Origin of the sequence: Nonomuraea helvata, from assembly GCF_039535785.1 — a bacterium.
Lineage (GTDB): Bacteria > Actinomycetota > Actinomycetes > Streptosporangiales > Streptosporangiaceae > Nonomuraea > Nonomuraea helvata.
This window is the reverse complement of the sequence record NZ_BAAAXV010000001.1, coordinates 1,103,726-1,128,871: the sequence shown is the minus strand read 5'-3', so window position 1 is coordinate 1,128,871 and position 25,146 is coordinate 1,103,726. Positions and strand designations below refer to the sequence as shown.

General features: G+C 71.3%; 21 protein-coding genes. 11 read left to right on the top strand and 10 right to left on the bottom strand.

Annotated features, from left to right (window positions below):
* Positions 1-89: 89 nt before the first annotated feature.
* From ABD830_RS05100 to ABD830_RS05070, 7 genes are all read left to right on the top strand, one after another.
* Positions 90-755 carry a cell division protein FtsQ/DivIB gene (locus ABD830_RS05100; RefSeq protein ID WP_344985176.1) on the top strand — a complete coding sequence of 222 codons (666 nt, stop codon included), beginning with the start codon at positions 90-92 and terminating at the stop codon, positions 753-755.
* A gap of 324 nt (positions 756-1,079) precedes the next feature.
* Entirely contained in the window at positions 1,080-2,579 is a 1,500-nt protein-coding gene (gene ftsZ / locus ABD830_RS05095; RefSeq protein WP_344985174.1) for a cell division protein FtsZ, read from the top strand.
* A 100-nt stretch (positions 2,580-2,679) separates the two neighbouring features.
* On the top strand, positions 2,680-3,372 hold the full coding sequence (locus tag ABD830_RS05090; RefSeq protein WP_344985173.1) for a YggS family pyridoxal phosphate-dependent enzyme: 693 nt from the start codon (positions 2,680-2,682) through the stop codon (positions 3,370-3,372).
* Between the two features lie 140 nt (positions 3,373-3,512).
* The gene (locus tag ABD830_RS05085; protein ID WP_344985172.1) at positions 3,513-4,013 is read left to right on the top strand and encodes a cell division protein SepF; all 501 of its coding nucleotides are present in this window, start codon (positions 3,513-3,515) and stop codon (positions 4,011-4,013) included.
* An 80-nt stretch (positions 4,014-4,093) separates the two neighbouring features.
* Positions 4,094-4,381 carry a YggT family protein gene (locus tag ABD830_RS05080; protein WP_344985171.1) on the top strand — a complete coding sequence of 96 codons (288 nt, stop codon included), beginning with the start codon at positions 4,094-4,096 and terminating at the stop codon, positions 4,379-4,381.
* Between the two features lie 105 nt (positions 4,382-4,486).
* The gene (locus tag ABD830_RS05075) at positions 4,487-5,365 is read left to right on the top strand and encodes a DivIVA domain-containing protein (protein ID WP_344985170.1); all 879 of its coding nucleotides are present in this window, start codon (positions 4,487-4,489) and stop codon (positions 5,363-5,365) included.
* A gap of 42 nt (positions 5,366-5,407) precedes the next feature.
* Positions 5,408-7,450, top strand: a complete 2,043-nt coding sequence (locus tag ABD830_RS05070) for a hypothetical protein (protein WP_344985169.1) — start codon at positions 5,408-5,410, stop codon at positions 7,448-7,450.
* Between the two features lie 286 nt (positions 7,451-7,736).
* Here ABD830_RS05070 and ABD830_RS05065 read toward each other — a convergent pair whose 3' ends face one another.
* The gene (locus ABD830_RS05065; RefSeq protein WP_344985167.1) at positions 7,737-8,903 is read right to left on the bottom strand and encodes a tetratricopeptide repeat protein; all 1,167 of its coding nucleotides are present in this window, start codon (positions 8,901-8,903) and stop codon (positions 7,737-7,739) included.
* A gap of 62 nt (positions 8,904-8,965) precedes the next feature.
* On the bottom strand, positions 8,966-12,112 hold the full coding sequence (ileS, locus tag ABD830_RS05060) for an isoleucine--tRNA ligase (protein WP_344985166.1): 3,147 nt from the start codon (positions 12,110-12,112) through the stop codon (positions 8,966-8,968).
* 454 nt (positions 12,113-12,566) lie between these two features.
* On the opposite strand from ileS, the gene ABD830_RS05055 reads away from it, so the two are divergent.
* Genes ABD830_RS05055 through ABD830_RS05045 form a run of 3 tightly spaced genes read left to right on the top strand, consistent with a single transcriptional unit; the run spans position 12,567 to position 14,463 of the window.
* Positions 12,567-12,971 (top strand): TraR/DksA family transcriptional regulator, encoded by a 405-nt coding sequence (locus ABD830_RS05055; protein ID WP_378520815.1) that lies wholly within the window; start codon positions 12,567-12,569, stop codon positions 12,969-12,971.
* A 47-nt stretch (positions 12,972-13,018) separates the two neighbouring features.
* Positions 13,019-13,537 (top strand): signal peptidase II, encoded by a 519-nt coding sequence (lspA, locus tag ABD830_RS05050; protein WP_344985164.1) that lies wholly within the window; start codon positions 13,019-13,021, stop codon positions 13,535-13,537.
* Complete coding sequence (locus tag ABD830_RS05045; protein WP_344985163.1) at positions 13,534-14,463, top strand: RluA family pseudouridine synthase; 930 nt, start codon at positions 13,534-13,536, stop codon at positions 14,461-14,463. The genes lspA and ABD830_RS05045 overlap by 4 nt, the downstream gene beginning before the upstream one ends.
* Positions 14,464-14,474: 11 nt before the next feature.
* On the opposite strand, the gene ABD830_RS05040 is transcribed toward ABD830_RS05045, so the two are convergent.
* The 6 genes from ABD830_RS05040 to ABD830_RS05015 are packed head-to-tail and all read right to left on the bottom strand — an operon-like array spanning position 14,475 to position 21,242.
* Positions 14,475-15,845 carry a serine/threonine-protein kinase gene (locus ABD830_RS05040; protein ID WP_344985162.1) on the bottom strand — a complete coding sequence of 457 codons (1,371 nt, stop codon included), beginning with the start codon at positions 15,843-15,845 and terminating at the stop codon, positions 14,475-14,477.
* Positions 15,846-15,860: 15 nt separating this feature from the next.
* Positions 15,861-16,166, bottom strand: a complete 306-nt coding sequence (locus tag ABD830_RS05035; RefSeq protein ID WP_344985161.1) for an AzlD domain-containing protein — start codon at positions 16,164-16,166, stop codon at positions 15,861-15,863.
* Positions 16,163-16,837: an AzlC family ABC transporter permease gene (locus ABD830_RS05030; RefSeq protein ID WP_344985160.1), complete on the bottom strand. Its 675-nt coding sequence runs from the start codon at positions 16,835-16,837 to the stop codon at positions 16,163-16,165. Before ABD830_RS05030 ends, ABD830_RS05035 begins: the two co-directional genes overlap by 4 nt.
* Positions 16,838-16,846: 9 nt before the next feature.
* Complete coding sequence (locus ABD830_RS05025) at positions 16,847-17,692, bottom strand: AraC family transcriptional regulator (RefSeq protein WP_344985159.1); 846 nt, start codon at positions 17,690-17,692, stop codon at positions 16,847-16,849.
* Positions 17,693-17,716: 24 nt separating this feature from the next.
* The gene (locus ABD830_RS05020; protein WP_344985157.1) at positions 17,717-19,291 is read right to left on the bottom strand and encodes a serine/threonine-protein kinase; all 1,575 of its coding nucleotides are present in this window, start codon (positions 19,289-19,291) and stop codon (positions 17,717-17,719) included.
* Positions 19,292-19,301: 10 nt separating this feature from the next.
* Positions 19,302-21,242: a serine/threonine-protein kinase gene (locus tag ABD830_RS05015; protein ID WP_344985154.1), complete on the bottom strand. Its 1,941-nt coding sequence runs from the start codon at positions 21,240-21,242 to the stop codon at positions 19,302-19,304.
* 289 nt (positions 21,243-21,531) lie between these two features.
* Here ABD830_RS05015 and ABD830_RS05010 point away from each other — a divergent pair, with 289 nt between their 5' ends.
* Positions 21,532-22,389 carry a chorismate mutase gene (locus ABD830_RS05010; protein WP_344985153.1) on the top strand — a complete coding sequence of 286 codons (858 nt, stop codon included), beginning with the start codon at positions 21,532-21,534 and terminating at the stop codon, positions 22,387-22,389.
* 102 nt (positions 22,390-22,491) lie between these two features.
* On the opposite strand, the gene ABD830_RS05005 is transcribed toward ABD830_RS05010, so the two are convergent.
* Together ABD830_RS05005 and ABD830_RS05000 are read right to left on the bottom strand one after the other, a co-directional pair.
* The gene (locus ABD830_RS05005; protein ID WP_344985152.1) at positions 22,492-23,604 is read right to left on the bottom strand and encodes an SGNH/GDSL hydrolase family protein; all 1,113 of its coding nucleotides are present in this window, start codon (positions 23,602-23,604) and stop codon (positions 22,492-22,494) included.
* 13 nt (positions 23,605-23,617) lie between these two features.
* Positions 23,618-24,982, bottom strand: coding sequence for an amino acid permease (locus ABD830_RS05000; protein WP_344985151.1), 1,365 nt, complete (start codon positions 24,980-24,982; stop codon positions 23,618-23,620).
* Between the last annotated feature and the right edge of the window lie 164 nt (positions 24,983-25,146).

The window sequence follows — 25,146 nt, the reverse complement described above, 5'->3', positions numbered from 1 at the left end:
TCCCGTCCGTTGGGCGTGGCGTGCGGTGTTATGGCGCGCGATCGGCGTAGGTTCTGTGCCGACGCGCAGGGGCCGGCATGGGGAGGGCGATGAAGGCACGTACGGCGTTCCTGGTGCTGCTCACGGCGGGAGTGGTGGGCTCGGCCGCCTGGCTGGTGTTCTTCTCGCCCGTCCTCGGGGTGCGCTCGATAGAGATCGTGGGAAATCTCACAGTGCCCAGCGAGCGCATCAAGCAGCAGGCCGGCGTGGCCGATCTGCATCCCCTCGCCACCGTGGACCTCGCCGACGTCCAGCACCGCGTCCTGGGCATCAGACAGCTCGCCGGCGCCAAGGTGGACCGGATCTGGCCGGGCACGCTCAAGATCGAGGTGGTCGAACGCGAGCCCGTCGCCGCGATCCCGGCGGGCGGCAAGTTCGCGGTCGTCGACAAGCAGGGCGTGGTGATCGAGGTCAAGTCCGCGGCGCCGTTCATGCTGCCGGTGCTCAAGGTCGACACGCCGGCGACGGGCGACCCGGCCACGATGGCGGCGCTCCAGGTCATCCAGGCGGTCCCCGGCGAAGTGGCGCCCAAGCTGAGAGAGGTACGCGCCGGAACGGCCGAAGGGGTGACCTTGAAGCTGTCCGACGGGCGCACCGTCATCTGGGGCGGCGCCGACCGCTCCGAGGAGAAGGGCCGCATCCTCACTTCCCTGCTCAAACGTGAGAAAGCAACGGTGTATGACGTCAGCTCACCGGATGTCGTGACGCTGAAGTGATCAAGAGTGGGCAAGTCCGCGGCAAGGCATGGCCGAGCTTGTGCGAGGTGGGGGTCACGGCGTGAGAGCCTTAAGTCGTACGTCGGGCGCAGGAGCCCCCGACCAGGCGCGACTTCGGAGCGAAACGGACAGCCCGCGACACGCCGGACGTGCTTGCGGCGCGGTTAGTTGACCCGCCAGGCAGGGGACTCCTACTGTCCGTATCAATCCTCAGGTTGACATAAATCTAAATCTCAACCTGAGGTTGAGAGTTACCCGAAGTGAGAAAAAGCGGAGACAATCCGCACCGAAATGGCAAGTCAACGAGCGGAAAGGCCCCTCGTCGTGGCAGCACCGCAGAACTACCTCGCGGTCATCAAGGTCGTCGGCATCGGCGGCGGCGGAGTAAACGCCGTCAACCGGATGATCGAGGAGGGACTCAAGGGCGTCGAGTTCATCGCCATCAACACCGACGCCCAGGCGCTGCTGATGAGTGACGCCGATGTGAAACTCGACGTGGGCCGTGAGCTCACGCGCGGACTGGGCGCCGGCGCCAACCCCGACGTGGGGCGCAAGGCGGCCGAGGACCACCGTGAGGAGATCGAGGAGGTCCTCAAGGGGGCCGACATGGTCTTCGTCACGGCCGGCGAGGGCGGTGGCACCGGCACGGGCGGCGCGCCCGTCGTGGCCAACATCGCCAGGTCGCTCGGTGCGCTCACCATCGGCGTCGTGACCAGGCCGTTCAGCTTCGAGGGGCGGCGCAGGGCCATGCAGGCCGAAGCCGGCATCGAGACGCTGCGCGACGAGGTCGACACGCTGATCGTGATCCCCAACGACCGCCTGCTGTCGATCTCCGACCGGCAGGTGAGCGTGCTCGACGCGTTCAAGGCGGCCGACCAGGTGCTGCTCTCGGGTGTCCAGGGCATCACCGACCTCATCACCACTCCTGGCCTGATCAACCTCGACTTCGCCGACGTCAAGTCGGTCATGTCGGGCGCCGGTTCGGCGCTCATGGGCATCGGCCACGCCCGCGGCGACGACCGCTCGGTGGCGGCGGCCGAGATGGCCGTCTCCAGCCCGCTGCTGGAGGCCAGCATCGACGGCGCCCACGGCGTGCTGCTGTCGATCGCGGGCGGCTCCGACCTGGGGCTGTTCGAGATCAACGAGGCCGCGCAGCTGGTGTCCATGGCGGCCGCGCCCGACGCCAACATCATCTTCGGTACGGTCATCGACGACGCGCTCGGCGACGAGGTGCGCGTGACGGTGATCGCGGCCGGCTTCGACGACGTGCCGCCGCCGGTGGAGAAGCCGCTGCCCCGTCCGGTGAGCCGTCCCGCCGCGCAGCCCGCCGCGCCGCCTCCGTCGGCTCCTGCGCGGCCGAGCGTCGCGTCCCCCAGCGTGAAGTCGGAGCAGCCGCCGCTGCGCCCTGAGCCGCGCGCTGAGGTGCGTCCGGAGCCGCGCGGCGACTTCAGGCCCGAGCCGCGCTCCGACTTCCGCGCCGAGCCCCGTCCGGAGCCGCGTGCCGAGTTCAGGCCCGAGCCGCGTCCTGAGCCCCGTCCGGAGCCGCGCGCCGAGTTCAGGCCCGAGCCGCGCCCCGAGCCCCGTCCGGAGCCGCCGCGTCCCGAGCCGGTGCGGCCGGTGGAGTCGGTGCAGCTTCCCGAGCCCGCGGACGCCGAGCCCGTCGCCGACGAGCCGTCCGGCCCCGTCTCGATCCCCCGGCCCACGCCCGAGCCCGCCAACCCGCCCACGCCCATCACCTCCCGCATGTCGGAGCCCGCCAAACGTCCCAGGGTGATCTTCGAGGAGCAGGAGGAGGAGCTCGACGTCCCCGACTTCCTCAAATAGCCCGGCCGCCTGACGCCGCTCCCCGGCAGGATCCGGGAGCGGCGCCGTCGTGTACGCGAGCGCGTACCCTGGGCCGGTCTGCAGCGAAAGGGAGACTCACGTGAGAAGGGACGAGATCGCGGCCGGGCTCGCCGAGGTCGACGCGCGCATCGCGGCGGCCTGCCGCGCGGTGGGGCGCGACCGCGGCGAGGTCACGCTGATCGCCGTCACCAAGACCCGTCCGGCCGAGGACGTGCGGATCCTGGCGGAGCTGGGCGTGCGCGACATCGGCGAGAACCGCGACCAGGAGGCCGCGCCCAAGGCGCAGGAGCTCGCCGAGCTGGCGCTGACCTGGCACTTCGTCGGCCAGCTCCAGACGAACAAGGTCCGCTCCGTCGTCTCGTACGCCGACGTGATCCACTCGGTGGACCGCCTGCGGCTGGTGGAGGCGATCAGCAAGGAGGCGGTCCGCCAGGGCCGCAGGATCGGCTGCCTCATCCAGGTCGCGCTCGACGACGACCCCTCCAGAGGCGGCGCCCGTCCCGCCGACGTGCTGGAACTGGCCGACGAGGTGGCTCTGACCGAGGGCGTGTGGCTCGGCGGCGTCATGGCGGTGGCACCGCTGCACGAGGAGCCCGCCAAGGCGTTCGCCCGGCTGCGCGAGGTGGCCACGCGTCTTGAGGAGCAGCACCCGCGCGCGACGATGATTTCGGCCGGAATGAGCGAAGACCTCACGGAAGCCATCGCGTACGGCGCGACACACGTGCGCGTCGGTACGGCGTTGCTCGGCCGTCGCAAGCCCTTCGTCAGGTAATGTCCCCTCAAGTGGGTCTCCAGGCCCACGACCAAGTAGAGGTCGATCAGCGGTGAGCTCCAAGGGGGTACGGCTACCGCCTCGGGCGCCGGCGACGGACCCCGAGCGAGTGCGACCAGGAGCAGGAGGACGACGCAGCGATGGCCGGCGCGATGCGCAAGATGGCGGTCTACCTCGGTCTCGTGGAGGACGACCGCTACGAGAGATATGAGACGTACACGGACGAGTACGCCTACGAGGACGAGGTGCAGCGCACCGGCGAGGAGCGTCCCGTGGCGGTCCAGGAGCGCGACGACGAGGTCGACGCGGGGGTCCCCGCGCCGAGACCCGCCGCGGCCGTCCTGGAACGCCGTACGACCGATCTGGCCCGCATCACGACCCTCCACCCCCGGACGTACAACGAGGCGCGCACCATCGGCGAGCACTTCCGCGACGGCACCCCGGTCATCATGAACTTGACCGAGATGGTTGACAGTGACGCCAAGCGGCTTGTCGATTTCGCGGCAGGTCTGGTCTTTGGACTACATGGCAGCATTGAACGTGTTACCAACAAGGTGTTCCTGTTGTCCCCTGCCAATGTCGAGGTGACCGCCGAGGACAAGGCCCGAATCGCGGAACGCGGGTTCTTCAACCAGAGTTAGAGTCTCTGTATGTCTATCGAACCCAACCAGGCCTCGCCGAGGCCGGGAGGGCACATCAGAAGTGGAGGCGCGGCCAGGCCGTGGGGATCGTAAGTCAGATCTTGGTCGTAGTCCTGTCTCTCTATCTGGTGCTGCTCATCGGCAGGATGATCTTCGAGACGGTACAGGCCTTCGCCCGCCAGTGGCGCCCTTCAGGTGTCATCCTGGTACTGGCCGAGGCCACCTACACCGCAACCGACCCACCTCTCAAGTTCCTCCGCCGTTTCATTCCTCCGCTCCGGTTGGGTACGGTGGCCTTTGACCTAAGCTTCACTGTCCTGTTCATCGTCGTGCTGATCCTGATCCAGCTGGCGGGATTGCTGCGATGACCGGGCCGGTGCCGCGCCGGTCGTGATCCAACTCGTGTCCGCGCTGAAGTGATTCGGGTTACCGTCCCTCCGGACAGACTCCAAGCGCGCCAAGGAGACCAAAAAATGCCGCTGACGCCCGCTGATGTGCGGAACAAGCAGTTCAGTACCACCCGGTTGCGGCCGGGCTACGACGAGGAAGAGGTCGACGCCTTCCTTGATGAGGTAGAGGCTGAGCTCGACCGTCTGATCCAAGAGAACGAAGAGCTCCGTGCGAAGCTGGCCGAGTGCCTGCGCGGGAAGGTGCCGGGCGGCATGAACATGCCCATGGCCTCCGCCCCGGTCCAGGAGCAGCCCAAGCCCGAGATGATGGCGCCGCCCCCGCCGCAGCCCGAGCCCATGCGGGCCCCCGAGCCGCAGCCGGTGCAGCAGCCGGTCCCCGTGGCCATGAACATGCCTCCCGCCGAGGACAACATGGACACCGCGGCCCGCGTGCTCGCGCTCGCCCAGCAGACGGCCGACCAGGCGATCTCCGACGCCCGCCGGGAGGCGGACGAGACGGTCACCCGCGCCAGGCGCGAGGCCGACGACATCCTCACCAAGGCGCGCCGCCAGGCCGAGCAGGTCATCGGCGACGCCCGCGCCCGCGCCGAGACGCTCGAGCGCGACGCGCAGGAGCGCCACCGCCAGGCGATGGGCTCGCTGGTGCAGACCCGCGACGAGCTCGAGCGCAAGGTCGAGGAGCTGCGCAGCTTCGAGCGCGAATACCGCAGCAGGCTCAAGCTCTACCTGGAGAACCAGCTCGCCGAGCTCAACGTCGCAGCCGAGGGCAGCGGTGGGTTCCCGGTCATGTCCGGTGGTCCGCAGGGTCAGGCTCCCGCCATGTCGCACGCGGTGTCGCAGAGCGGCCAGCAGCCTCTTCCCGGTGGTCCCAACCCGTTCGGCGGCGAGGCTCCCCAGGGCGCCTTTCCCGGCGGTGACGGTCCTCACAACGACCGCCGGTAAAGTAACGGGTCACTAGGACCTGTCACTCGAAAGAGCTCCCCTGTGATCCTTATCAGTGCTGGTTTGGTGCTCGCGGCGGTCGTGCTGCTGATCGCGGGCTTCGTGCTGGCTAAGCCGTTCCTGATCATGTGGTCCATCGTGGTCAGCGTGCTGTCCGCGCTGTTCCTCGTGATCGGGGCGTTCCTTCGGCGGAACGAGCTTTTTCCCGGTGGTGGGCAGGCCGCTGCGCCGGCCACCCCACCGAAAGGGCTCATGCCGCCGGGCATGCCGTACACCCAGACCGGTCCTACGGTCCCCCAGACCGGCCCCACGGTTCACCCCCAGGCACCGCGACCCCAACCGCATCCGCAGGCGCCCCAGCGGACGGCGACCGTTCCCGCCGCTCCGCGCCGCCCCGCGGCCGGCGGCATCTCGCCGGATGCGATCGTGCTGGTGATCCCCGGACGCAAGCGCTACCACGTGTCCGGCTGCCGGCAGTTGAGCGGCCGGGACAGCGAGGAGCTCACGTACGAAGAGGCACGCGAGGAGGGCTTCACGCCCTGCACGGCGTGCCTGCCCGACGCAGCGCTCGGCGGACGGCAGCTGCCGCCTGCCGCCGGCCCCGAGCCCGTCGTCGCACCCGGCCCCGCCGCCAAGGCGGAGAGCCGGGCGGAAGACTCCGCGGAGACCCGCGACGTACGTCCGCCGGTCGCGCCGCCGAAGCCCGGCACGAAGGCTTCCACCCCCACCCCGGATGCCGCCGCCTCCGACGAGGAAGGTGCCACCGGGTGGTTCGGCCGCCCCTCCGCCGCCGCCGAATCTGACGATGATCAGGCGGACAAGCAGACTTCTTACCTCCGGCCGCCGGCCGCCACGCGCGGGCCCGACCCGACGCCGCCCCGGCCCTCGTCGGGCGCCCCTGCCAAGGGTGCGTCGAGCGGGGCCTCCACCGGATCGCCTGCCACGGGCGAGTCCACGCCGAGCACTTCCGCTCCGGGCAAGCCCGGGGCTCCTGCTTCGGGCAAGCCGTCGCAGCGGGCCGGGACGCCCGAGCAGCCCGGGACCAAGCCCGGCCAATCCACCGCCGCCCCCCGGCCGTCCGGGACGAAGCCGGGACAGCCGTCGAGCGCGTCCGGGCCGTCGGGCACCAAGTCGGGACAGCCCTCGAGCGCGTCGGGGCCGTCCGGTGCCAAGGCGGGCCAGTCGTCGAGCGCGGCCGGACCGTCCGGCGCCAGGTTGGGGGAGTCCTCGGCTGCGGCCGATGAGGACGACGACTCCGCAGGTCCCGCCACGGCGCCGCAGCCGCGTGTGCCCTCTTCGGCGGTGCCGCCCCGTCCAGGTGCCCAGGGCGGGGCCACCGGCCCGTCACAGCGCCCTTCTGGGGCCGCCAAGGCACCTGCTTCGCCAGGGAAGAGCGCGGTGGCGCCCGAGAGGCCCGCGTCCTCGGCCGAATCGGAGGCCAAGCCCAAGGGGCCCCTTCCTCCCGGCCCCGGCACGGCCGCCCGAGCACCGGAGGGACCTTCTTCCGGTACGGGCGCCCCCGCCAAGCCGGCGGTGGCGGGCAAGACCGGCCCCGAGCGGCCCGCCACGAGCGCTCCCAAGGCCGCTCCTGCCAAGCCGCCCGCCCCCAAGGGGGACGACACGTCGAGTGCCGGCGGCGGCAAGGGCGAGCCGTCCAGAGGGGCGGAGAGCGGCCCGGCGCCCAAGGCCGGTGCCTCGCCCGCTCCTACGACAGGTGCTACGGCCGCGCCCAAGGCGGGTGCGCCGCAGTCGAGTGGTTCGGCCGCGCCCAAGACCGGTGCGGCCAAGACCGGTGCGGCCAAGACCGGTGCGTCCAAGACCGGGGCCTCCAAGGCCGAGTCCGCCGGATCCGCCAAGGGCGGCGACGAGCCCAGCGATCCTGCGGGCCCCGGCCCGGAAGGCAAGGGCGGGCGTCCTGAGATGGTGAAGGTCATCGTCGGCACCCGTCGCTACCACAGCACCGCCTGCCCGTTGATCAGGGGCGCCGGCGAGACCGGCGTGGAGACGATGACGCTGGCCGAGGCGGAGGCGGCCGGGCTGACCAGCTGCTCGGTCTGCCAGCACGACCACGAGACGGTGAGCTGAGAGCCGGCACCCGCGCCCGGCGTGGGCCTCGTGCCGCCTCACCCCCGAACTCGGCCCTCGCCGCCGAACCCGGCCTTGGCCGACGCACCGGACCCCGACAGCCGCCGTGGGCTCGGGACGTCGTGCTGAACCTCCGGGCTGGTCTCCACGAGGCTTACCGGCGTGCCGGGCCGCTGATGCCGCCGAGAATATCGAGCCGGTCCAACCCGGGTGGTCAGCGTACGGTCCGGTTCGGTTGTGGCGGGGGTGGGGGATCGCCGGGCTCCAGGGCGGAGCCCGCTATCGGTCAGGAGCCGCTCCGGCGTTCCCGGCGTGACTGGCGTTTGCGCTGTTGACGCCTCACAGTCGGCTGGGTCACGGGGGTGGGGCGTTCGGGCCGTTCCGTCCAGAGCCGCTCGGGACCCGTTTCTGCCGGTGTGGCACCTCCTTGAAGGCCGGGCGGATCGTCGGGTCCGCCCCGACCGTCGATATTTCCAGGTGAAACGGTTGTCGCTTTCGCCGCCTCTTCGCGGATCGTCCTGGCTTCTTCCCTGTCGGCTGCCTCTCCGCGCACCTCGGCTCGTATCTCCAGAGCGGTGCTGAGATTGGACAGGTGTTTATCTCGGTCGGGATGGCCGGCCGGGGCCGCCTGCACCGCCTGCCGAAACAGGGCGATGGCCTCGTCCAGATCAGCCTCCGTCTCGGCTTGACCGGGCCCGAACCGCAGGACCAACGCGCCACCGAGCCGGCCGAGCAGGTCCAGCCGCTCGGCAGAGTCCCCGGGAAGGGCTCGCAGCGCCTCGCGCCACACCTCGACGATCTCATCGAGGTCCGAAGCCGTCTGGGTCTGCTTGATCCGCATCTGCAGCGTGTCACCGAGATGGATCAGATATCTGACCCGATCGGGATCGTCGGCGGTGGCCGCGTCCACGGCCTGCCTGCCGACGATGATCGCCTCGTCCAGATCAGTCATGTCTCTGGTCTCCCCGAACCGCATCAGGAGCGCGACCTTCAGGTTGGCCAGCACCATCGCCCGCTCCGGGCTTTCACCGGAGGTGACCCGCTCAAGTCGTCGCCACGCCTCGACGACTTGAGCGACGGGAGGCGGTTTCCGGGCGTGGACATACCGCTGCAGCAAATCGACGGCGAGGTCGAAGGATATGGGGATGAGCTCGGGCAGGAGTCGTCGTGGCACTGGCTCGTCGCCATGGATCAGGCAGCGGGCGAATAACTCGAGCGCGATGTCCCGCTCACCACGGCCCTCCGGGCCGAGCTCGGCGTAGCGGAGCCCCATGAAGTGCGCCACGATGAAAAGGGACTCGACGTCAGGCCGGTCGTTCCTCAGGGTGCCGGCCAGGCGGCGGGCGCGTTCGGCCAGCGCCGCACTGCGGACGAGCGAGTAGTCCTGGTCGGCGACAGCGCGCTCTACCGCGCCGCGCAGCATGGTGAGCGATTTCCTTGACAATGTGTTCATCCCCCGGTGATGTGTCCTGGCGCCGGCCGCACAGCCGAACCGCCGAGCCCCGCCGCGCCGTTTCAGGCGCGGCGGAGCTGGAAGGTCAGCGACAGGTCCTCGTCCGTGTGGGACGGCAGGTCCGGGGCCGTGCCCTCCGTGACCGTGGTCGCCAGGACCTCCTCCGCCACCACGTGCCCCTCGGTACGCAGGGCGGCGGCGAGGTCAGGGGAGGACGTGGTCCACCACAGGTCGATGCGGTCGGTGATCGACAGACCGGTCGACTTGCGGGCGTCCTGGACCAGGCGGATGACCTCGCGCAGGAGGCCGGCGCGGCGCAGGTCGTCGGTGAGCTCCAGGTCCAGGGCCACCGTCTCGCCCGTGCCGGTGCCGATCGCGCCCGTCTCCACCGCCCAGCCCGCACGGGGCTGCTCGTTGACGATCACGTCGTCGGGGCCGAGCATGATCTCGCCGAGCTCGTCGGCCTCCACCATGACCGTGGAGCCCGAGCGGAGAGCCCGGGCCACGCGGGCGGGGTCGGCGGCCGAGACCGCGGCGGCCACCAGCTTGGTCTGGGAGCCGAAGCGCTTGCCCAGGGCCCGGAAATTGGGCTTGACGGAGTAGGACACGAGATCGGCGCTGAACCCGGACATGTCCTCGAGCGCGTGGACGTTCAGCTCGTCCGCCACCAGGCCCCGGAGCTCGCCGGGCAGCGACGGCCAGCCGTGCGCCCCCACCAGGGCCCTGCGGAGCGGCTGGCGGGTCTTGACGCCCGACGAGGCGCGGGCCGAGCGGCCCAGCTCGACCAGGCGCCGTACCAGGGCCATCCGGTCGGACAGCACCGGGTCGAGCAGGTCCTCGCGGACCGTGGGCCAGGAGGCCAGGTGCACCGAGGAGGGCGCCTCGGGGGAGCGCAGCACGTCCCAGAGGTAGTCGGTGATGAACGGCGCGATGGGCGCCATCAGCCGCGTCACCGTCTCCAGGCACTCGTACAGCGTCGCGAACGCCTCTCGCGACCCCTGCCAGAACCGGCGGCGCGAGCGGCGCACGTACCAGTTGGACAGGTCGTCGAGGAAGTCGGCCAGGCGGCGGCCGGCGCGCTGGGTGTCGTACTCGTCCAAGGACGCCGTGACCTCGGCCACCGTCCTGTGCAGCTCGGCCAGCACCCAGCGGTCGAGCAGCGGGCGCTCGGCGGCCGGCGTGGCCTCCGCGAGCATGGACGGCGACCAGGACTCGGCGTTGGCGTAGAGGGTGAAGAACGACGAGGTGTTCCAGAGCGTCAGCAGGACCTTGCGGACGATCTCCTCCAGCGCGTTGTGCCCCACCCGGCGAGCCGCCCAGGGCGAGCCCGAGCAGGCCATGAACCAGCGCAGCGCGTCGGCCCCGTGCTGGTCCATCAGCGGGATCGGCTCGAGGATGTTGCCCAGGTGCTTGCTCATCTTGCGGCCGTCCTCGGCCAGGATCAGGCCCAGGCAGAGCACGTTCTCGTACGAGGACTTGCCGAAGACGAGCGTGCCGACGGCCATCAGCGAGTAGAACCAGCCGCGCGTCTGGTCGGTGGCCTCGCAGATGAACTGCGCCGGGTAGAGGCCCTCGGGCTTGCCGCGCTCGCCCCACTGGGCGAACGGCATGGAGCCGGAGTCGTACCAGGCGTCGATGACGTCGGGCACGCGGCGGGCCAGGGCGCCGCACGAGGGGCAGTCGAAGGTCACGTCGTCGACGTACGGGCGGTGCGGGTCGAGCGCCGAGATGTCCTGCCCTGCCAGGGTGCCCAGCTCCTCCAGCGAGCCGACGCACGTCACGTGGGACTCGTCCTCGGAGCACACCCACAGCGGCAGCGGCGTGCCCCAGTAGCGCGAGCGCGACAGCGACCAGTCGACGTTGTTGCGCAGCCACTCGCCGAACCGGCCCCACTTGATCGTCTCGGGGTACCAGCTGGTGTCGGCGTTCTCCGCCAGCATCTTGTCCTTGACCGACGTGGTGCGGATGTACCAGGACGGGAGGGCGTAGTAGAGCAGCGCGGTGTGGCAGCGCCAGCAGTGGGGGTAGGCGTGCTCGAAGTGGCCGCCGCGGTAGAGCAGCCCGCGGGCGCGCAGGTCCTCGGTCAGCTCCTCGTCGGCGTCCTTGAAGAACCGGCCGCCGACCATGGGCACGTCGTCGAGGAAGCGGCCGTCGGGGCCGATCGGGTTGACGACGGGCATGTCGTACCGCTTGATCACGGCCAGGTCGTCGGCGCCGAACGCCGGGGCCTGGTGGACCAGGCCGGTGCCGTCCTCGACCGTGACGTAGTCGCCGAGCACGACGTAGTGGGCGCCGGGGATGTCGACCAGGTCGAACGGGCGGGAGTAGGTGGTGTGCTCCAGCTCACGCCCCGTGCAGCGGGCGACCTCGGTCGCGCCCTCGCCCAGGACCGACAGCAGCGGCTCGGCGACCACCAGGACCTCGCCGTCCGCCGTGCGGGCCGCGACGTAGGTCACGTCGGGGTGCACGGCGACCGCCGTGTTGGACACGAGGGTCCACGGCGTCGTCGTCCACACCAGCAGGGCGGCGCCCAGCTCGGCCAGCGGCCCGGAGGTCACCGGCATGCGGACGTAGACCGACGGGCTGGAGACGTTCTCGTAGCCGCCGGGCTGGCCCAGCTCGTGGTCGGACAGCCCCGTGCCGCAGCGCGGGCAGTACGGCGTGATGCGGAAGTCGCGGAACAGCAGCCCCTTGTCCCACACGACCTTCAGCGACCACCACACCGACTCGATGTAGGACGGGTCCATCGTCCGGTACGCCTGGGACAGGTCGATCCAGTAGCCCATGCGCTCGGTCATCTGCTCGAACGCGTCCACGTGCCGCAGCACCGACTCGCGGCACTTGGCGTTGAACTCGGCGATGCCATATTCCTCGATGTCCTTCTTGCCGGTCAGGCCCAGCTCGCGCTCGACGCCGACCTCGACCGGGAGGCCGTGGCAGTCCCATCCGGCCTTACGCGGAACGCTGAATCCGCGCATGGACTTGTAGCGCGGGAAGAGGTCCTTGAACACCCGCGCCTCGACGTGGTGCACGCCGGGCAGGCCGTTCGCGGTGGGCGGACCCTCGTAGAAGACCCAGGACGGGTTGCCGGCGTTCTGCTCGATGGACCGCTCGAAGATCTTCCCGTCCCGCCAGCGGTCCAGGACCTCGCGCTCGAGCGCGGGCAGGTCGACCTGCGCGGGAAGAGAGCGGAACGTTGGGGAAGACATCTCGGGCGTGACCTCCACGCTTCGTCGGCCGTCAGGGCTGAGCGTGAAGGGACGAAGCCACGCGGCTCCGCGGTACCACCCTTCTTGACCTCTCCAGCGGAAAGGCCCTCTTCGTTTGGTCTGCTGCCGGGTCTAATGAGCTCGCACGAGCCGTTCTTCCGGCGGCTCCGGGGTGATATCCCTCACAGTCGGGCCCCATCAACGCCTTGCAGTCTCAAACCATAACGCAGAGTGGAGGCGAAGGCTTCCTGGTTTCCAGGGGCGCACCGTCCGGAGGCCCTCCAACGGCCACGCTCGGTACGCAACCGACAAAGATGTGGGAATGGACGCCCCTGTGGAGGAGTTGAATGCGCGAGGCGGGATAGTACGGGGGAGGTAAACCGTCCGGCGGGTCGTTTGCCGTTCCGTTATGAGGATCCTAAGCTGCCCGCACCATTTACGGCCTTGATCAGCAATGGAGGCAGCCATGGCGGCAGTCACGCAGACCACCGCTACACCGTCGATGTGGTCGGAAGAGGAGCTGGCCGAGGTACGCGGCATGCTCCAGAGCGAGATCGACGAGCTCAACGCGGACATCCACCGCCACGAGACGGAGATAGCCTCTGGAGACGTCACCCAGGGAGCCGGCGACGACCAGGCGGACGCCGGCGCCAAGACGTACGAGCGCGAACGCGAGATCGCCCTTACCCTGAATGCGCGCGATCTGGTCGCGCAGAACGAACGTGCGATCGCCAGGATCGACGCAGGGACCTATGGAGTGTGCGAATCGTGCCACAAGCCGATCGGCAAGGAACGCCTTCAGGCGTTCCCGAGGGCGACGCTGTGCGTGGCCTGCAAGCAGAAGGAGGAGCGCCGGTAGCAGCGCCTGAGGGCACCCCCCGCGGGCGCCTCTTCGCGGTCCTCGTCGTGCTGGCGGCCGTGATCTACGCGGCCGACGTCATCACCAAGACGGTGGTGCTGCGCACGCTCGAGGGCCGGGCGCCGCTCATCGTCATCCCGGACGTGCTGCAGTTCCGGGTGATCTTCAATTCCGGTGCCGCGTTCAGCATGGGCACCGGAATGACCCTCGTCTTCACCTTCATCGCCGCGGGTGTGGTCGTGGCCATCGTGCGCACCGCCCGCAAGCTGGGCAGCCGGGCCTGGGCTCTCACGCTCGGCCTGCTGCTCGGCGGGGCGGTCGGCAACCTCACCGACCGGCTGCTGCGCTACCCCTCGGGCTTCGGGCGCTCCACGCAGCTCCAGGGGCACGTCGTCGACTTCATCGAGGTGCTCCCCGGGCATTTCCCCGTCATCGACTACTTCCCCGTCTTCAACATCGCCGACTCGGCCATCGTCTGCGGCGGCATCCTGGCCGTCCTCCTCGCCTGGCGCAACGTGCAGATCGACGGGTCCAAGGCAGTGGCGAAGGACGGTGGCGAAGGATGAGTGAGCAGCGCAGCCTTCCCGTCCCCGACGGCCTGGAGGGCGAGCGGCTCGACGCGGCGCTCTCCCGCCTGTTCGGCTTCTCCCGCACGCGCGCGGCCGAGCTGATCGTCGCGGGCGAGGTGCTGGTCGACGGGCAGCAGCCGGCCAAGTCGGACCGGGTGCACGCGGGCGCGTGGCTCGATGTGACGATGCCGCCGCCGGTCACCACGCCGATGCCGGTCGCCGAGCCGGTGCCGGGCATGGCCGTCGTGTACGAGGACGACGACATCGTCGTGGTCAACAAGCCGATCGGGGTGGCCGCCCACCCGACCGTCGGCTGGACCGGGCCGACCGTGATCGGCGGGCTCCTCGGGGCCGGTCACACCATCGCGACCAGCGGGGCGGCCGAGCGGCAGGGCATCGTGCACCGGCTCGACGCCAACACCACGGGGGCGATGGTGGTGGCCAAGAGCGAGGTGGCGTACTCCCGGCTCAAGCGGGCCTTCAAGGAACGCACGGTCGACAAGCGCTACCACGCGCTGGTGCAGGGGCATCCCGACCCGTTCAGGGGCACGGTGGACGCGCCCATCGACCGCCACCCCGCCGGGGACGGGCGGTTCGCGGTGGTGGCGGGCGGAAAGCCGTCGGTCACCCACTACGACACCGTCGAGGCGTTCCGGGCGGCCTCGCTGCTGGACATCAAGCTGGAGACCGGGCGTACCCACCAGATCCGGGTGCACATGGCGGCGCTGCGGCACCCCTGCGTCGGCGACCTGCTGTACGGCGCCGACCCGACGCTGGCGGCCCGCCTGGGGATCACGCGGCAGTGGCTGCACGCCGTGGCGCTCGGGTTCGAGCATCCGACCACGGGGGAGTGGATGTCGTTCAGCACGGACTATCCGCAGGACCTGCAGAAGGCGCTGGACATCGTCCGCGCCGAGTCCTGACCGGCCCCGCGTCAGCGGCGCTTCTTGACCTTCTTGCGGCCCTGGTCCGACGGCTCGACCGCGCCCGGCGCCTGGGCCGGGGTCTGCTTGTTCTCCTTCGGCTTCTCGGTCTTCTTCTCGTTCTTGGTCTCGTCCTTGGTCTTGGACGCGGTGGGCGTCGGCTCGTGGGTGGGGCTCTTGCGATCGCCGGTCGGCGTCTTGCGCGGCTCCTTGGTGGGCGGCGAGGAGCTCTGCGGAGCGGAAGGCCCGTTGGCCGGCTCAGAAGCCGTTCCAGGGGACCTCTCAGGGGCCGACGCGGAGGAGGTCTCAGCGGGGGTCGGACGGGTGGACTCATGGTCCCGGGTCGGCTCGGGACCGGAGCTGGACGGGCCGGCGGTCACCACGGCCGGAGCGGGGCTCTGGTCCAGGGGCGGTTCCTGCGCGCGGTTCGACCACCAGGCCGCACCGCCCGCGACGACGGCGACGATCAGCGCGCTCCCGGCGATCGCGGCCACTCGCAGCCCGCGCCGCCGCGATCGCGGCTCCGCCACGGGTATGGGGACGGGACCCGTCTGCTCGGTCGTGCCGCCCGCGATGATCACGGCCAGCCGCCGCTCGGCCTCCACCAGCGACATACGCTCCGCCGGGTTCTTGCGCAGCAGGCCGAGCAGCACGGGGGCGAGCACGCCCGCGCGGGCCAGCGGCGCCGATTCGGCGTGCATGACCGCGCTGAGCGTGGCCAGGGCGTTGTCCCGCTGAAAGGGGGAGTGGCCCTCGACGGCCATGTAGAGCGTGATGCCCAGCGACCACAGGTCCGAGGCGGGGCTCGCCTGCCCGCCGGCCGCGCGTTCCGGCGCCATGAAGGCGGGGGTGCCGATCAGGATGCCCGTACGGGTCACGGGGGCCTCGTCCTCCGTGGTGGCGATGCCGAAGTCGGTGAGCACCGCCCTGCCGTCCTCGGTGAGCAGCACGTTGTCCGGCTTCACGTCACGGTGCAGCACGCCCGCCGCGTGGGCCGCGCGCAGCGCCTCCAGGAGCTGAAGCCCGATGTTCGCGGTCTCGAGTGGGGACATCGGGCCTTCCTCGCGGACCAGATCTCCTAAAGTGCGGGAGTCCACGAGCTGCATGACGATCCAGGGGTGGCCGCCTTCCTCAAGGACGTCGTACACGGCGGCCACGCCCGGGTGCGCCACCCGGCCCGCCGCCCTGGCCTCCCTGAACGTCCGTACGGCGAACACCTCGCGCTCGGGACCCGTCAGGTCGGGGGGCGGCAGGACCTCCTTGACGGCCACGTCCCTGCCCAGCACCTCGTCGTGGGCATGCCACACCTTGCCCATGCCGCCTCTGCCGATCGTTCTGAGCAACCGATAGCGCCCGCCGACCATCACCGCTGAATCGGACATGCACGGCGCCTACCCCTAAAAGAGCCGGACAAGCGCGGTGACGACGGCCGCCGCGGCCAGGATGACCAGGAACGGCGCCCGCAGCACCAGTGCGACGACCGCGGCGCCCAGTCCCGCGGTGCGTGCCGGGTCGAAGCGCAGGCCGCCCTCCTCCGTGAACATCTGCACCGCGATCAGCGCCGCCAGCAGCGCCACCGGAACCAGTTCCGCGAACCTGCGCACCGCGGGATGCTCCAGCATCCGGCGCGGCGCCGCCAGCCCGGCCAGCTTGAGCGCGTAGCAGCCCGCGCAGAGCGCGGCGATGGCCCACCACAGCGTCATCGCGCCATCACCACCAGGACCGCGGCGACCACCGGCAGGGCGGAGAGCAGCACAGGCAGGCCCGGCGGCAGGAACGGGGTGGCGCACAGCGCGATCGCCGCCCCGGCCGCGGCCAGCCAGCGCAGTTGCGCGCTGGAGGCCAGGCGGGGCCAGAGGATGGCCAGGAACGCGGCCGGGCCCACCACGTCCAGCCCCAGCGTGCCGGGGTCGCCCAGGGACGAGGCGCCGTACGCGCCCGCCAGCGTGGTCAGGTTCCAGGTGACGTAGAGGCTGGCGAACGTGGTCGTGAAACCGGTGCGCGCCGCCTCCTCGGTCGGCTGGGCCAGCGTGACGGCCGTCGTCTCGTCGATCACCCCGTGCGCGGCCAGCAGCCGGCGTGGCCCGCGTACCCGCAGCAGGTCGGCCAGGCGCAGGCCGTAGAGCGTGTTGCGGCCGCCCAGCAGCAGGGCGCCGAGGGTGGCGGCCACCAGGTCGCCGCCGGCGCCCACCGCTCCGGTGAGCGCGAACTGGGACGCGCCGGTGAACGTCAGCAGGCTCAGCACGCATGCCTGCGGCACGCTGAGGCCCGCGGTGATCGCCGCGGCGCCGAAGGCGACACCCGACAGCCCCACGGCCACGCCGACGCCGAGACCGTCCCGCACGGCGCCGGAACGGTGTGTTGTCTGTTCCATCCGAAAAGGCTAGGAGGCGGACAGATCTCCGGTCTTGTACGTTCCTGCGGCGGCACGCTGATACGCGGCGGGCGGCACGCCCACGATGCGCTTGAAATGCCGGTTGAGGTGGGCCTGATCGGTGAAGCCCACTTCGGCGGCCACCTGCGCGGGACGCACCCCGGACTGCAGGAGGCGGCGGGCCTGGCGTACCCGGAGCGAGGTGAGGTAGGCGTGCGGCGGCAGGCCCGTCACGGCCTTGAACGCCCGCAGCAGCGCGAACGGCCGCGCGCCCACCGCGCCGGCCAGGTCGTCCAGCGTCGGCGGGTCGACGAGGCTCTCGTGCAGCAGGTCGAGCGCCTCACGCACGGCCCGCGCGCCCGCGGCGGGCAGGACCGCGGCAGGGCGGGGAGTCGCGTGGCGGGTGACCAGCCGGGCGAACAGCGTGCGGCTCAGCGTCGAGGTGGCCAGCGCGTCGCCGCGCTCGGCCGCCCGGTGGGCCCGGGCCAGCAGCGCCGCCACCTCGTCGTCGCGGACCACCTGCTCGGGGAAGTGCGGCGTCGCGTACGCCGCGCCCAGCTCGGCGGCGATCCCCGCCAGCGTGTCGATCGACGGGTAGAGCATGCGGTACGACCAGCCGTCCGGCGTGCCCGCCTGGCCGGTGTGCGAGGAGTCGGGGTTGACCAGCACCACCTCGCCCGCCCCCGCACGCAGCAGGGTGCCGCGGTAGTCGAACTCCTCGACGCCCCTGACGATCACGCCGATGGCGTACCCGTCGTGGACGTGCCGGGTGAAGCGGTGGGTGACGTAGCTGGCCTTGAGCAGGTCGGTGCCCGGCACCGCCGGATGCCGCCAGAAGTGCGCCTGCTCCTTCACCGCGGCTCCTTCACTGCGGCTCTTTCATTCGGGCCTGAACGTCTTCGCGAACGTATCGAAGTAGCGCCTGTCGGTGGCCCAGCGGGAGGCGGGAGCCTCCCAGTAGAGGGCGTACGGGCGGCCGTCGGCGGTGCGGAAGCCGCGGTTGATCACGTGGATCAGCACGCCGTCGCGTACCCGGGTGAACTCCCAGTCGGCGGCCTGCAGGCCGAGATATCTGGTGCGGACGATGCCGATGCGGCTGTACCCCGCGAACTCGCCCCTGGCCCGGATCTCCTTCTCCAGCGCCATCCACTGCCGCGCCGGATCTTTCCAGGCGAACTCGGGAACCGTCCACTCGACGATCAGCGCCCCGGAGGTGCCGGGGCCTTTGAAACTGATGCTGTCCCGCGTGGGGTGCTTCGTCGCCCGCCACTGCTCGGGCATGGCGATCGAGAAGTGGCCCGCCGCGCTGGTGTAGGCCTGCCAGCCCGCGGGCACCGCTCCCACCGTGGGCGTCGGGTCAGCGGTCTTCACCGGGGGTGTGACGGTAGGACGCTCAGTGGGTTTCGCGGTGGGCGCCGGGCTGGTCGTCGCAGGGGCGCCGCCCCTCCAGTGGTCGGAGAGCAGCACGCCGCCCGTCCCCAGCACCGCCACGGCGGCCACGGCGGCGGGCACGCCGATCCACAGCGCCTTGCCACGCCTGGCGCGTGCGGAGAGCGTGGGGTGCGGCGCGCTGTCGGCCGTCGTCTGCCAGGCGGGCGTGCCACCGCCGCCCGCGTGGCTGCGGGCTTGGGGACCGCCGGGCACGGGACGGGCGGCAGCGGCCTCGTACAGCAGCCTCGCGGCCTCGTCGGCGGACATCCGCCCGGCCGGGCTCCTGTGCAGCAACCCCATGATGACCGGCTCCAGCGCGCCCGCCCGCGCCGGCGGCCTGGGCTCGTCGCGCAGCACCGCCGCCACCGTCGCGGCCCACGAGTCGCGCTTGAACGGCGGCTCGCCCTCGACGGCCGCGTACAGCGTCGCGCCCAGCGACCACAGGTCCGACTCCGGCCGGGCGGGCTCGCCGTTCAGCCGCTCGGGAGGCATGTACGCGGGCGTGCCCACCAGCCCGCCGGTCGCCGTCAGCCCTGCCTCGGCCTCCAGCGAGGCGATGCCGAAATCGGTCAGGACCACCCGGCCGTCGTCGGCCAGCAGCACGTTCTCCGGCTTCACGTCGCGGTGCAGCACGCCGGTGGCGTGCGCGGCCCGCAGGGCGTCCAGCACCCGCCCGCCGATCACCGCGGCCTGCCCCACCGTGAGCGGTCCCTGCTCGCGCAGCACCTCGGCCAGCGAGCGCGAGCGCACGAGCTGCATCACGATCCACGGGCGGCCGTCCTCCTCGACGACGTCGTGGATGACGATCACCGACGGGTGGTCGAGCCGGCCCGCGGCCCTGGCCTCCCTGATGGTCCTCTGGTTGAGCTCGGCCCGCTTGGCGTCGCCGACGCCCGTGTAGCGGACCTCCTTGACCGCCACCGTGCGGTCGAGCAGCTCGTCATAGGCACGCCAGACCACGCCCATCCCGCCCTCGCCGAGCGGTTCGATGAGGCGATAGCGGTTGCCGACCTGCCGTTCCACGCAGTGCAGCCTACTTCGCCGGTTTGAAGGTGGCGCAGAAGCCCTCGAAGAAGTCGTAGTCCTTCTTCCAGTGGCTCTTCAGCGTGTGCCAGTAGATCGCGTACGCCCTTCCGTTGTCGGTGATGAAGCCCCGGTTGCGCACCCGGGTCAGGCCCGTGTTGGTCTTCCAGGTGAAGTCCCAGTCGGCGGCGGCCTTCTGGTAGTCGACCTTGTGGATGCCGAGCTTCTTGTAGCCGCCGAAGTTGTACTTGAGCGACGGCTCCTGCTTCTTCCAGTCCTTGTACGGGTCCTTGTCGGACTTGCCCCCGTCCTCGATCAGGAGGTACGCGTTGGAGGCCGCGCCCGGGCCCCTGAACCTGACCTGCTTGCCGCCGCGGGTCAGCACGTCCCAGCCCTTGGGCAGGCCGACCGAGAAGCCGAGCTTGTCGTCCGTGTACATCTTCCAGCCCTTGGGCAGTGCGTCCTCCGGCTTCTTCTCGGCAGTCGGGCTCTGGGTGGGGGAGACCGTAGGCGTGGCCGAGGGCGACGGCGGCTGGGAGGCGCTCGGCTGGGACGCGCTGGGCGTGGCCGCGGAAGGAGTCGCCGTGGCGAGCGTGGCCTGGGACTTGTCCTTCCCCGCCGTACGGTCCTCCGGGGCCGAGCGCAGGCCGAGGTAGCCGCCGATCCCGGCGACCAGCAGGACCGCCAGGCCCGCCGTGACGACCGGCCCGGCCCGCAACCCGTCCGGCTTCGCCGCGTTCATCGTGGACTCGGCGACGGGCGCCGGGTCCTCGGTGGGCGCGGCGGTGATCCGCGCGCCGGTCTCGGGCACGGCCGGCGACAGGGGCGGCGACGGCTTCGCGTGCGGGTCGGTCGGGGTGTCGTCCTCGACGGGCACCGGGCGCGGCTTGCCGTACGTCCGCGGCCTGCCGTAGGTGCGCGGCTTGCCGTACGGGCGTCCCCTGTCGGGGGAGGACTCCTTGCTCGGCGACGGCGACGGCGACGGTGACGGTTGCGACGGCGATGGCGACGGCGGTGACGACGATGGCGGGGGTGTGGCCGGCGCCGACGGTGCGGCCGGCGTGCGGAACGGGGTGGGCACGCGCACCGTCTGGTTGGCAGCCGGGAACTGCATGGTCGGCGGCGGGCTCGCCTGCGCGATGACCTGACGCAGCATCCGCTGCGCCTCCTCATAGGTGAGCCGCTGCACCGGCTCCTTGCGCAGCAGCCCGCTGATCACGTCGGTGAGCGGGCCCGCGTGCGGCATGGGGTCGGGCTCGTCGGTCAGCACGGCGTGCATGGTCGCCAGGGCCATCCCCCGCTCGTGGGGGGAGCGGCCCTCCACCGCCGTGTACAGCGTGGCTCCTAACGACCACAGGTCCGACTCGCGCCGGGCGGGCAGCCCTTTGAGCCGCTCGGGCGCGATGAACGCCGGCGTGCCGGCCAGGCCCGTCACGGTGAGCTGTGTCTCGGTCTCCAGGGTGGCGATGCCGAAGTCGGTGAGCACGACGCGGCCGTCGTCGGCCAGCAGCACGTTCTCGGGTTTGACGTCGCGGTGCATGACGCCCGCCTCGTGGGCGCGGTGCAGCGCGTCCAGCACGGCCAGGCCGATCTCGGCCACCCGTTTCGGCTCCAGCGGCCCGTCCTGCTTGATTACGGCGCCCAGTGAGCGCGACTGGACGAGCTGCATGACGATCCAGGGCCGATCGTCCTCCTCGATCACGTCGTGCACGACGATCACGTTGGGATGCTCGAACCTCGCCGCCGCCCTCGCCTCGCGCATTGTGCGCCGGTTCAGCAGCTGCACCTCCTCGCCCAGGGCGGCGGCGTACCTGACCTCCTTGACCGCGACGGTGCGGTCGAGGAGCTCGTCGTAGGCTCGCCAGACGATGCCCATTCCGCCCCTGCCGATGGGTTCCTGCAGCTGGTAGCGGCCGGCGATGCGGCGTCCGTCCTGCTTGCGATCCGACATCAACGGCCTCGTACCCTCCTCTAGGCCAAGAAATACTCCCATAGCGACGGATCAACGGCGACTCGCCTGAAGGTCACTCCGTTATGTGACTGGTGCCACACAGCTGGTGGAGACATGGGTGTAGTGTTTCAGACATGACTTGTCGCTACGCGTTTACCGAGCCGGCTCTGGGAGAGCCGGTCGTCAGCTAGCGACCACCTGGAGCCGGCACGAGGCAGAGACGCCCGTCTCTGCCTTTTTGGTTTTCTCGCCGGCTGCTGGGGGCCGGCCCGAGTTTGGGGAGTCGAGGATGTCATCGACCTTGGAACGGCACTCTGTGGCGGTGGGCGACCTGCTCGTGGGCGAGGGACCCGCCGTGGTGATCGGCGGCCGGGTCAACCTGCGGGCGCACCACGGGCAGGTGGACGCGTACGAGGTGCTGGGAGAGCGCGCCACGCTCGTTGAGCCGTACTCGGCCGCCGACCTGCCGGCGATCGCCTCCAAGGCGGACGCGGTGGTGGTGGGCTCGTCGTGGACGCGCGACATCCCACTGGTACGCGCGGCTGCCGGGCTGGGGCTGCCGGTGGTGGTGGAGCGGCGGGCGTCCGCCTCCATGGCGGAGTGGCTGGAGCTGGCCGACTACTGCGCGCAGGCGGGGGACGGGCGGGTGCTCCTGTGCGAGGCCGGCCGGCTGGACCTGGGGCTGATGCGCGCCGCCCGCGCCGCCTCGGGGCGTCCCGTGCTCGCCGACGTCTCCCGTGACGTGGAGCTGTCGGCCGCGGCGGTGGCGGCGGGCGCCGACGGCCTCGTTCTCGACGCGCCGGCAGCCGGGTCGCCGGCGCCCAAGGTGGCCGAGGAGGCTGTGACGGTCGTCGGGGCCCTGGTGCGGCCGGAGTCGCCCACCACGCTGCCGGAGTGCCGGCAGGCGATCGACCGGGTGGACGCCGCCCTGGCCACGCTGCTCGAGCGGCGGGCGGCGCTGGCGGGCATCGTGCAGCGGATCAAGCCGGTGGGCGGGTTCGAAGGGCGCGACCTCGCGCGGGAGCGCGCGCTCGTGGCCCGGATGGCGCTGCGCGCGCCGTCGCTGGGGGAGGAGCGGCTCGCGCCCATCATGAACGCCGTCATCGAAGCGGGCCTCCACCTGGCCGAGGAACGCTCGTCCCAGTGACCCCACGTGCGCAGGACCGCCACCACTGCCCCCACGTGACCGCCGCGGGCGCCGGGTCGGCGGGAGGTGGTGTGGCGGTGTGCGGCGCGACGCTTGCGGCGCTCAACCCCCTGGCCGGGGGGTGGTCAGGAGGAAGTTGTTCATGGGGCGGCCGGGGCCGGCCGCGATCTGCCTGGTGATGAGCTCGGCGAAGCGGCGGTAGCCGTCGCCCGTGGGGTGGTAGCTGCGGGCGTTGACCGTGAGCTCCTCCAAGTCCACGTTCAACCCGTTCAGGTACGGCTGCGGCCGCCCCACCTCGTGCCCCGCGAACGCCTCGTACGCGTCCACGTACTCCACGCTCCCCGGCGCCCCGAACGCCGCGATCGCGCGGTCGAAGTCGGCCGCCACCGACCGCACCGTGTCGTTGAGCCGCCGCGTCACCTCGTTGAGCCAGCTCTGGTCGGCCGCGCTGAGGTTGTCGACGCTCTCCGCCGGCTCCTCGGGGAACGGCCGCGGGTAACCGAGGACGATGACGCGCGCGTTCGGCGCGCGGACCCGCAGCTCGCGCAGCACCTTGAGCATGCTGGGCCGCAGTTCCTCGATGCGGCGGGCGACGGCGGCGTCCTGCTCGACGCACGCCGAGGACCACGGCAGCTTGACGATGCAGCCCGTGAGCACCTTCGTGAAGCCGGCGTCGTTGCCGCCGATGCTCAGCGTCACCAGGCTGGCGGACGGGCTCACGCGGGAGATCTGGGGCTGCTGGCCGTACTGGCCCGACAGGAGCTGGCCGGTGGTGGCGCCGCTGCAGGCGTAGAAGGCGGTGCCGCCGCCGAAGCGGTACGTCCGTGCCACCAGCGGCACGTAGGAGCCCGACGCCCGGTGGCAGCGGCCCGCGCCGTCGTTGACGGGCTTGTCGTCGAGGTCGTAGACGCCCTCGCCGGAGGAGTAGGAGTCGCCGAGCGCCACGTACATGCCGCGCTGCGCCACCTGCACGGCCGTCAGGCGGGTCACGTGAGGCAGCCGCCCGGACGGCTCGCGGGCGGCGGGGCAGCCCGCGTCCAGCACGACGCAGGCCAGCTTCGGGAAGACGCCCAGAGGTAAGCACGCCACGGCGAGGGCGATGCCGGCGGCTGCCGCCGCGGCGGCCCGGGCGATGCCGCGCCTCGCCTGTTTCGGTGTCTGTCGTGTCGCCCCGTCCAGTGCGGCCTCCCCCGAGCGGCTGCGTGTCAGCGACATCGAGACTACCCAGTCAGGTGATCGTCGGGGAGCCGTTGCGGGCGCGGCGGCGGCGGTTGACCACCTGCCAGCCCAGGGCGATGGCCACGGTCAGCGCGGGGATGAGGAAGAACGCCACCCGCTGGTCCTGGTCGGCGAAGGGCATCAGCAGCACGACCAGCGCCAGGAACGCCAGCGTGAGCCAGTTGGAGTACGGCGTGCCCGGCATCGGGAACACCGACCGGTGCCCCGACCTGCGCAGCCGCATCTGGCAGTAGACCAGCACGCCCCAGGTCGTGATCACCCCGAGGGAGGCGACGGCCGTGGCGATGTTGAAGGCGCGCTCGGGCAGGAAGTAGAAGAGCGCCACCCCCGCCAGGAACATGATCGCCGTGAACAGGATGCCGCCGAGCGGGACGAACCGGGAGCTCAGGGTGCCCGCGAAACGGGGCGCCTCCTGCTTCATGGCCATCGCGCGCAGGATGCGGCCCGTGGCGTACAGGCCGGAGTTGCAGGACGAGAGCGCGGCGGTGATCACCACGAGGTTCATGGCGTCGGCGGCCCACGGGACGCCGAGGCCCGAGAAGACCGTCACGAACGGCGAGACCCCCGCGTGGTACGCGGTCCACGGCAGGACCATCGCCAGCAGCGCCACCGAGCCCACGTAGAAGATCGCGATGCGCCACACCACGCCGTTGATCGCCTTCGGCATGACCTGGTGCGGCCTGGCCGTCTCGCCCGCCGCGATGCCGACCAGCTCGATCGACGCGTACGCGAACACCACCGACTGCAGGCTCATCAGCACCAGCGGGAAGCCCTTGGGGAAGAAGCCGCCGTGGGCGACGAGGTTGTGCGGGCTCGCCTGGCCGATCGTGAACACCACGAGGACCAGGCCGACGACCAGGAAGACGGTGATCGCCAGAACCTTGAGCATCGCGAACCAGAACTCCAGCTCGCCGAAGAGCCGCACCGACAGCAGGTTGACCGCCAGCACGAAGCCCAGGGCGACGAGCGCGGTGAGCCACTGGGGGAAGGCGGGCGCCCAGTAATGGATGTAGGCGGCGATGGCGGTCAGCTCCGCTATGCCGGTGAACGCCCAGTTGAGCCAGTACATCCAGCCGCTGGCGAACGCCGCCCACGGGCCGATGAGCTCGGCCGCGTACTCGACGAACGACCCCGACACGGGGCGGTAGAGCACGAGCTCGCCGAGCGCCCGCATGACGAAGAAGGCGGCCAGCCCGGCGGCGGCGTACGACAGCACCAGGGCGGGCCCGGCGGCGGCCAGTCGGCCCCCGGAGCCGAGGAAGAGCCCGACACCGATCGCCCCGCCGATGGCGATCATCTGGACCTGGCGGTTGCCGAGCGAGTGCCGGTACCCCTCGTCGGTCTGCGTGCGCACCGAGTGTCTCCTCAACTACTCAAAGTGAGTACGACGATATCCGCGCCGCCGGTCACGAAGGTTCCGGCGCGCCGGTCGGCGGGTGCGCCCACCACCCGCTCCGGGCTGTCGGCACGGACCACTAGAGTCGGAGCGCACAACCACAGCGAGACTGGGAGGCGCCG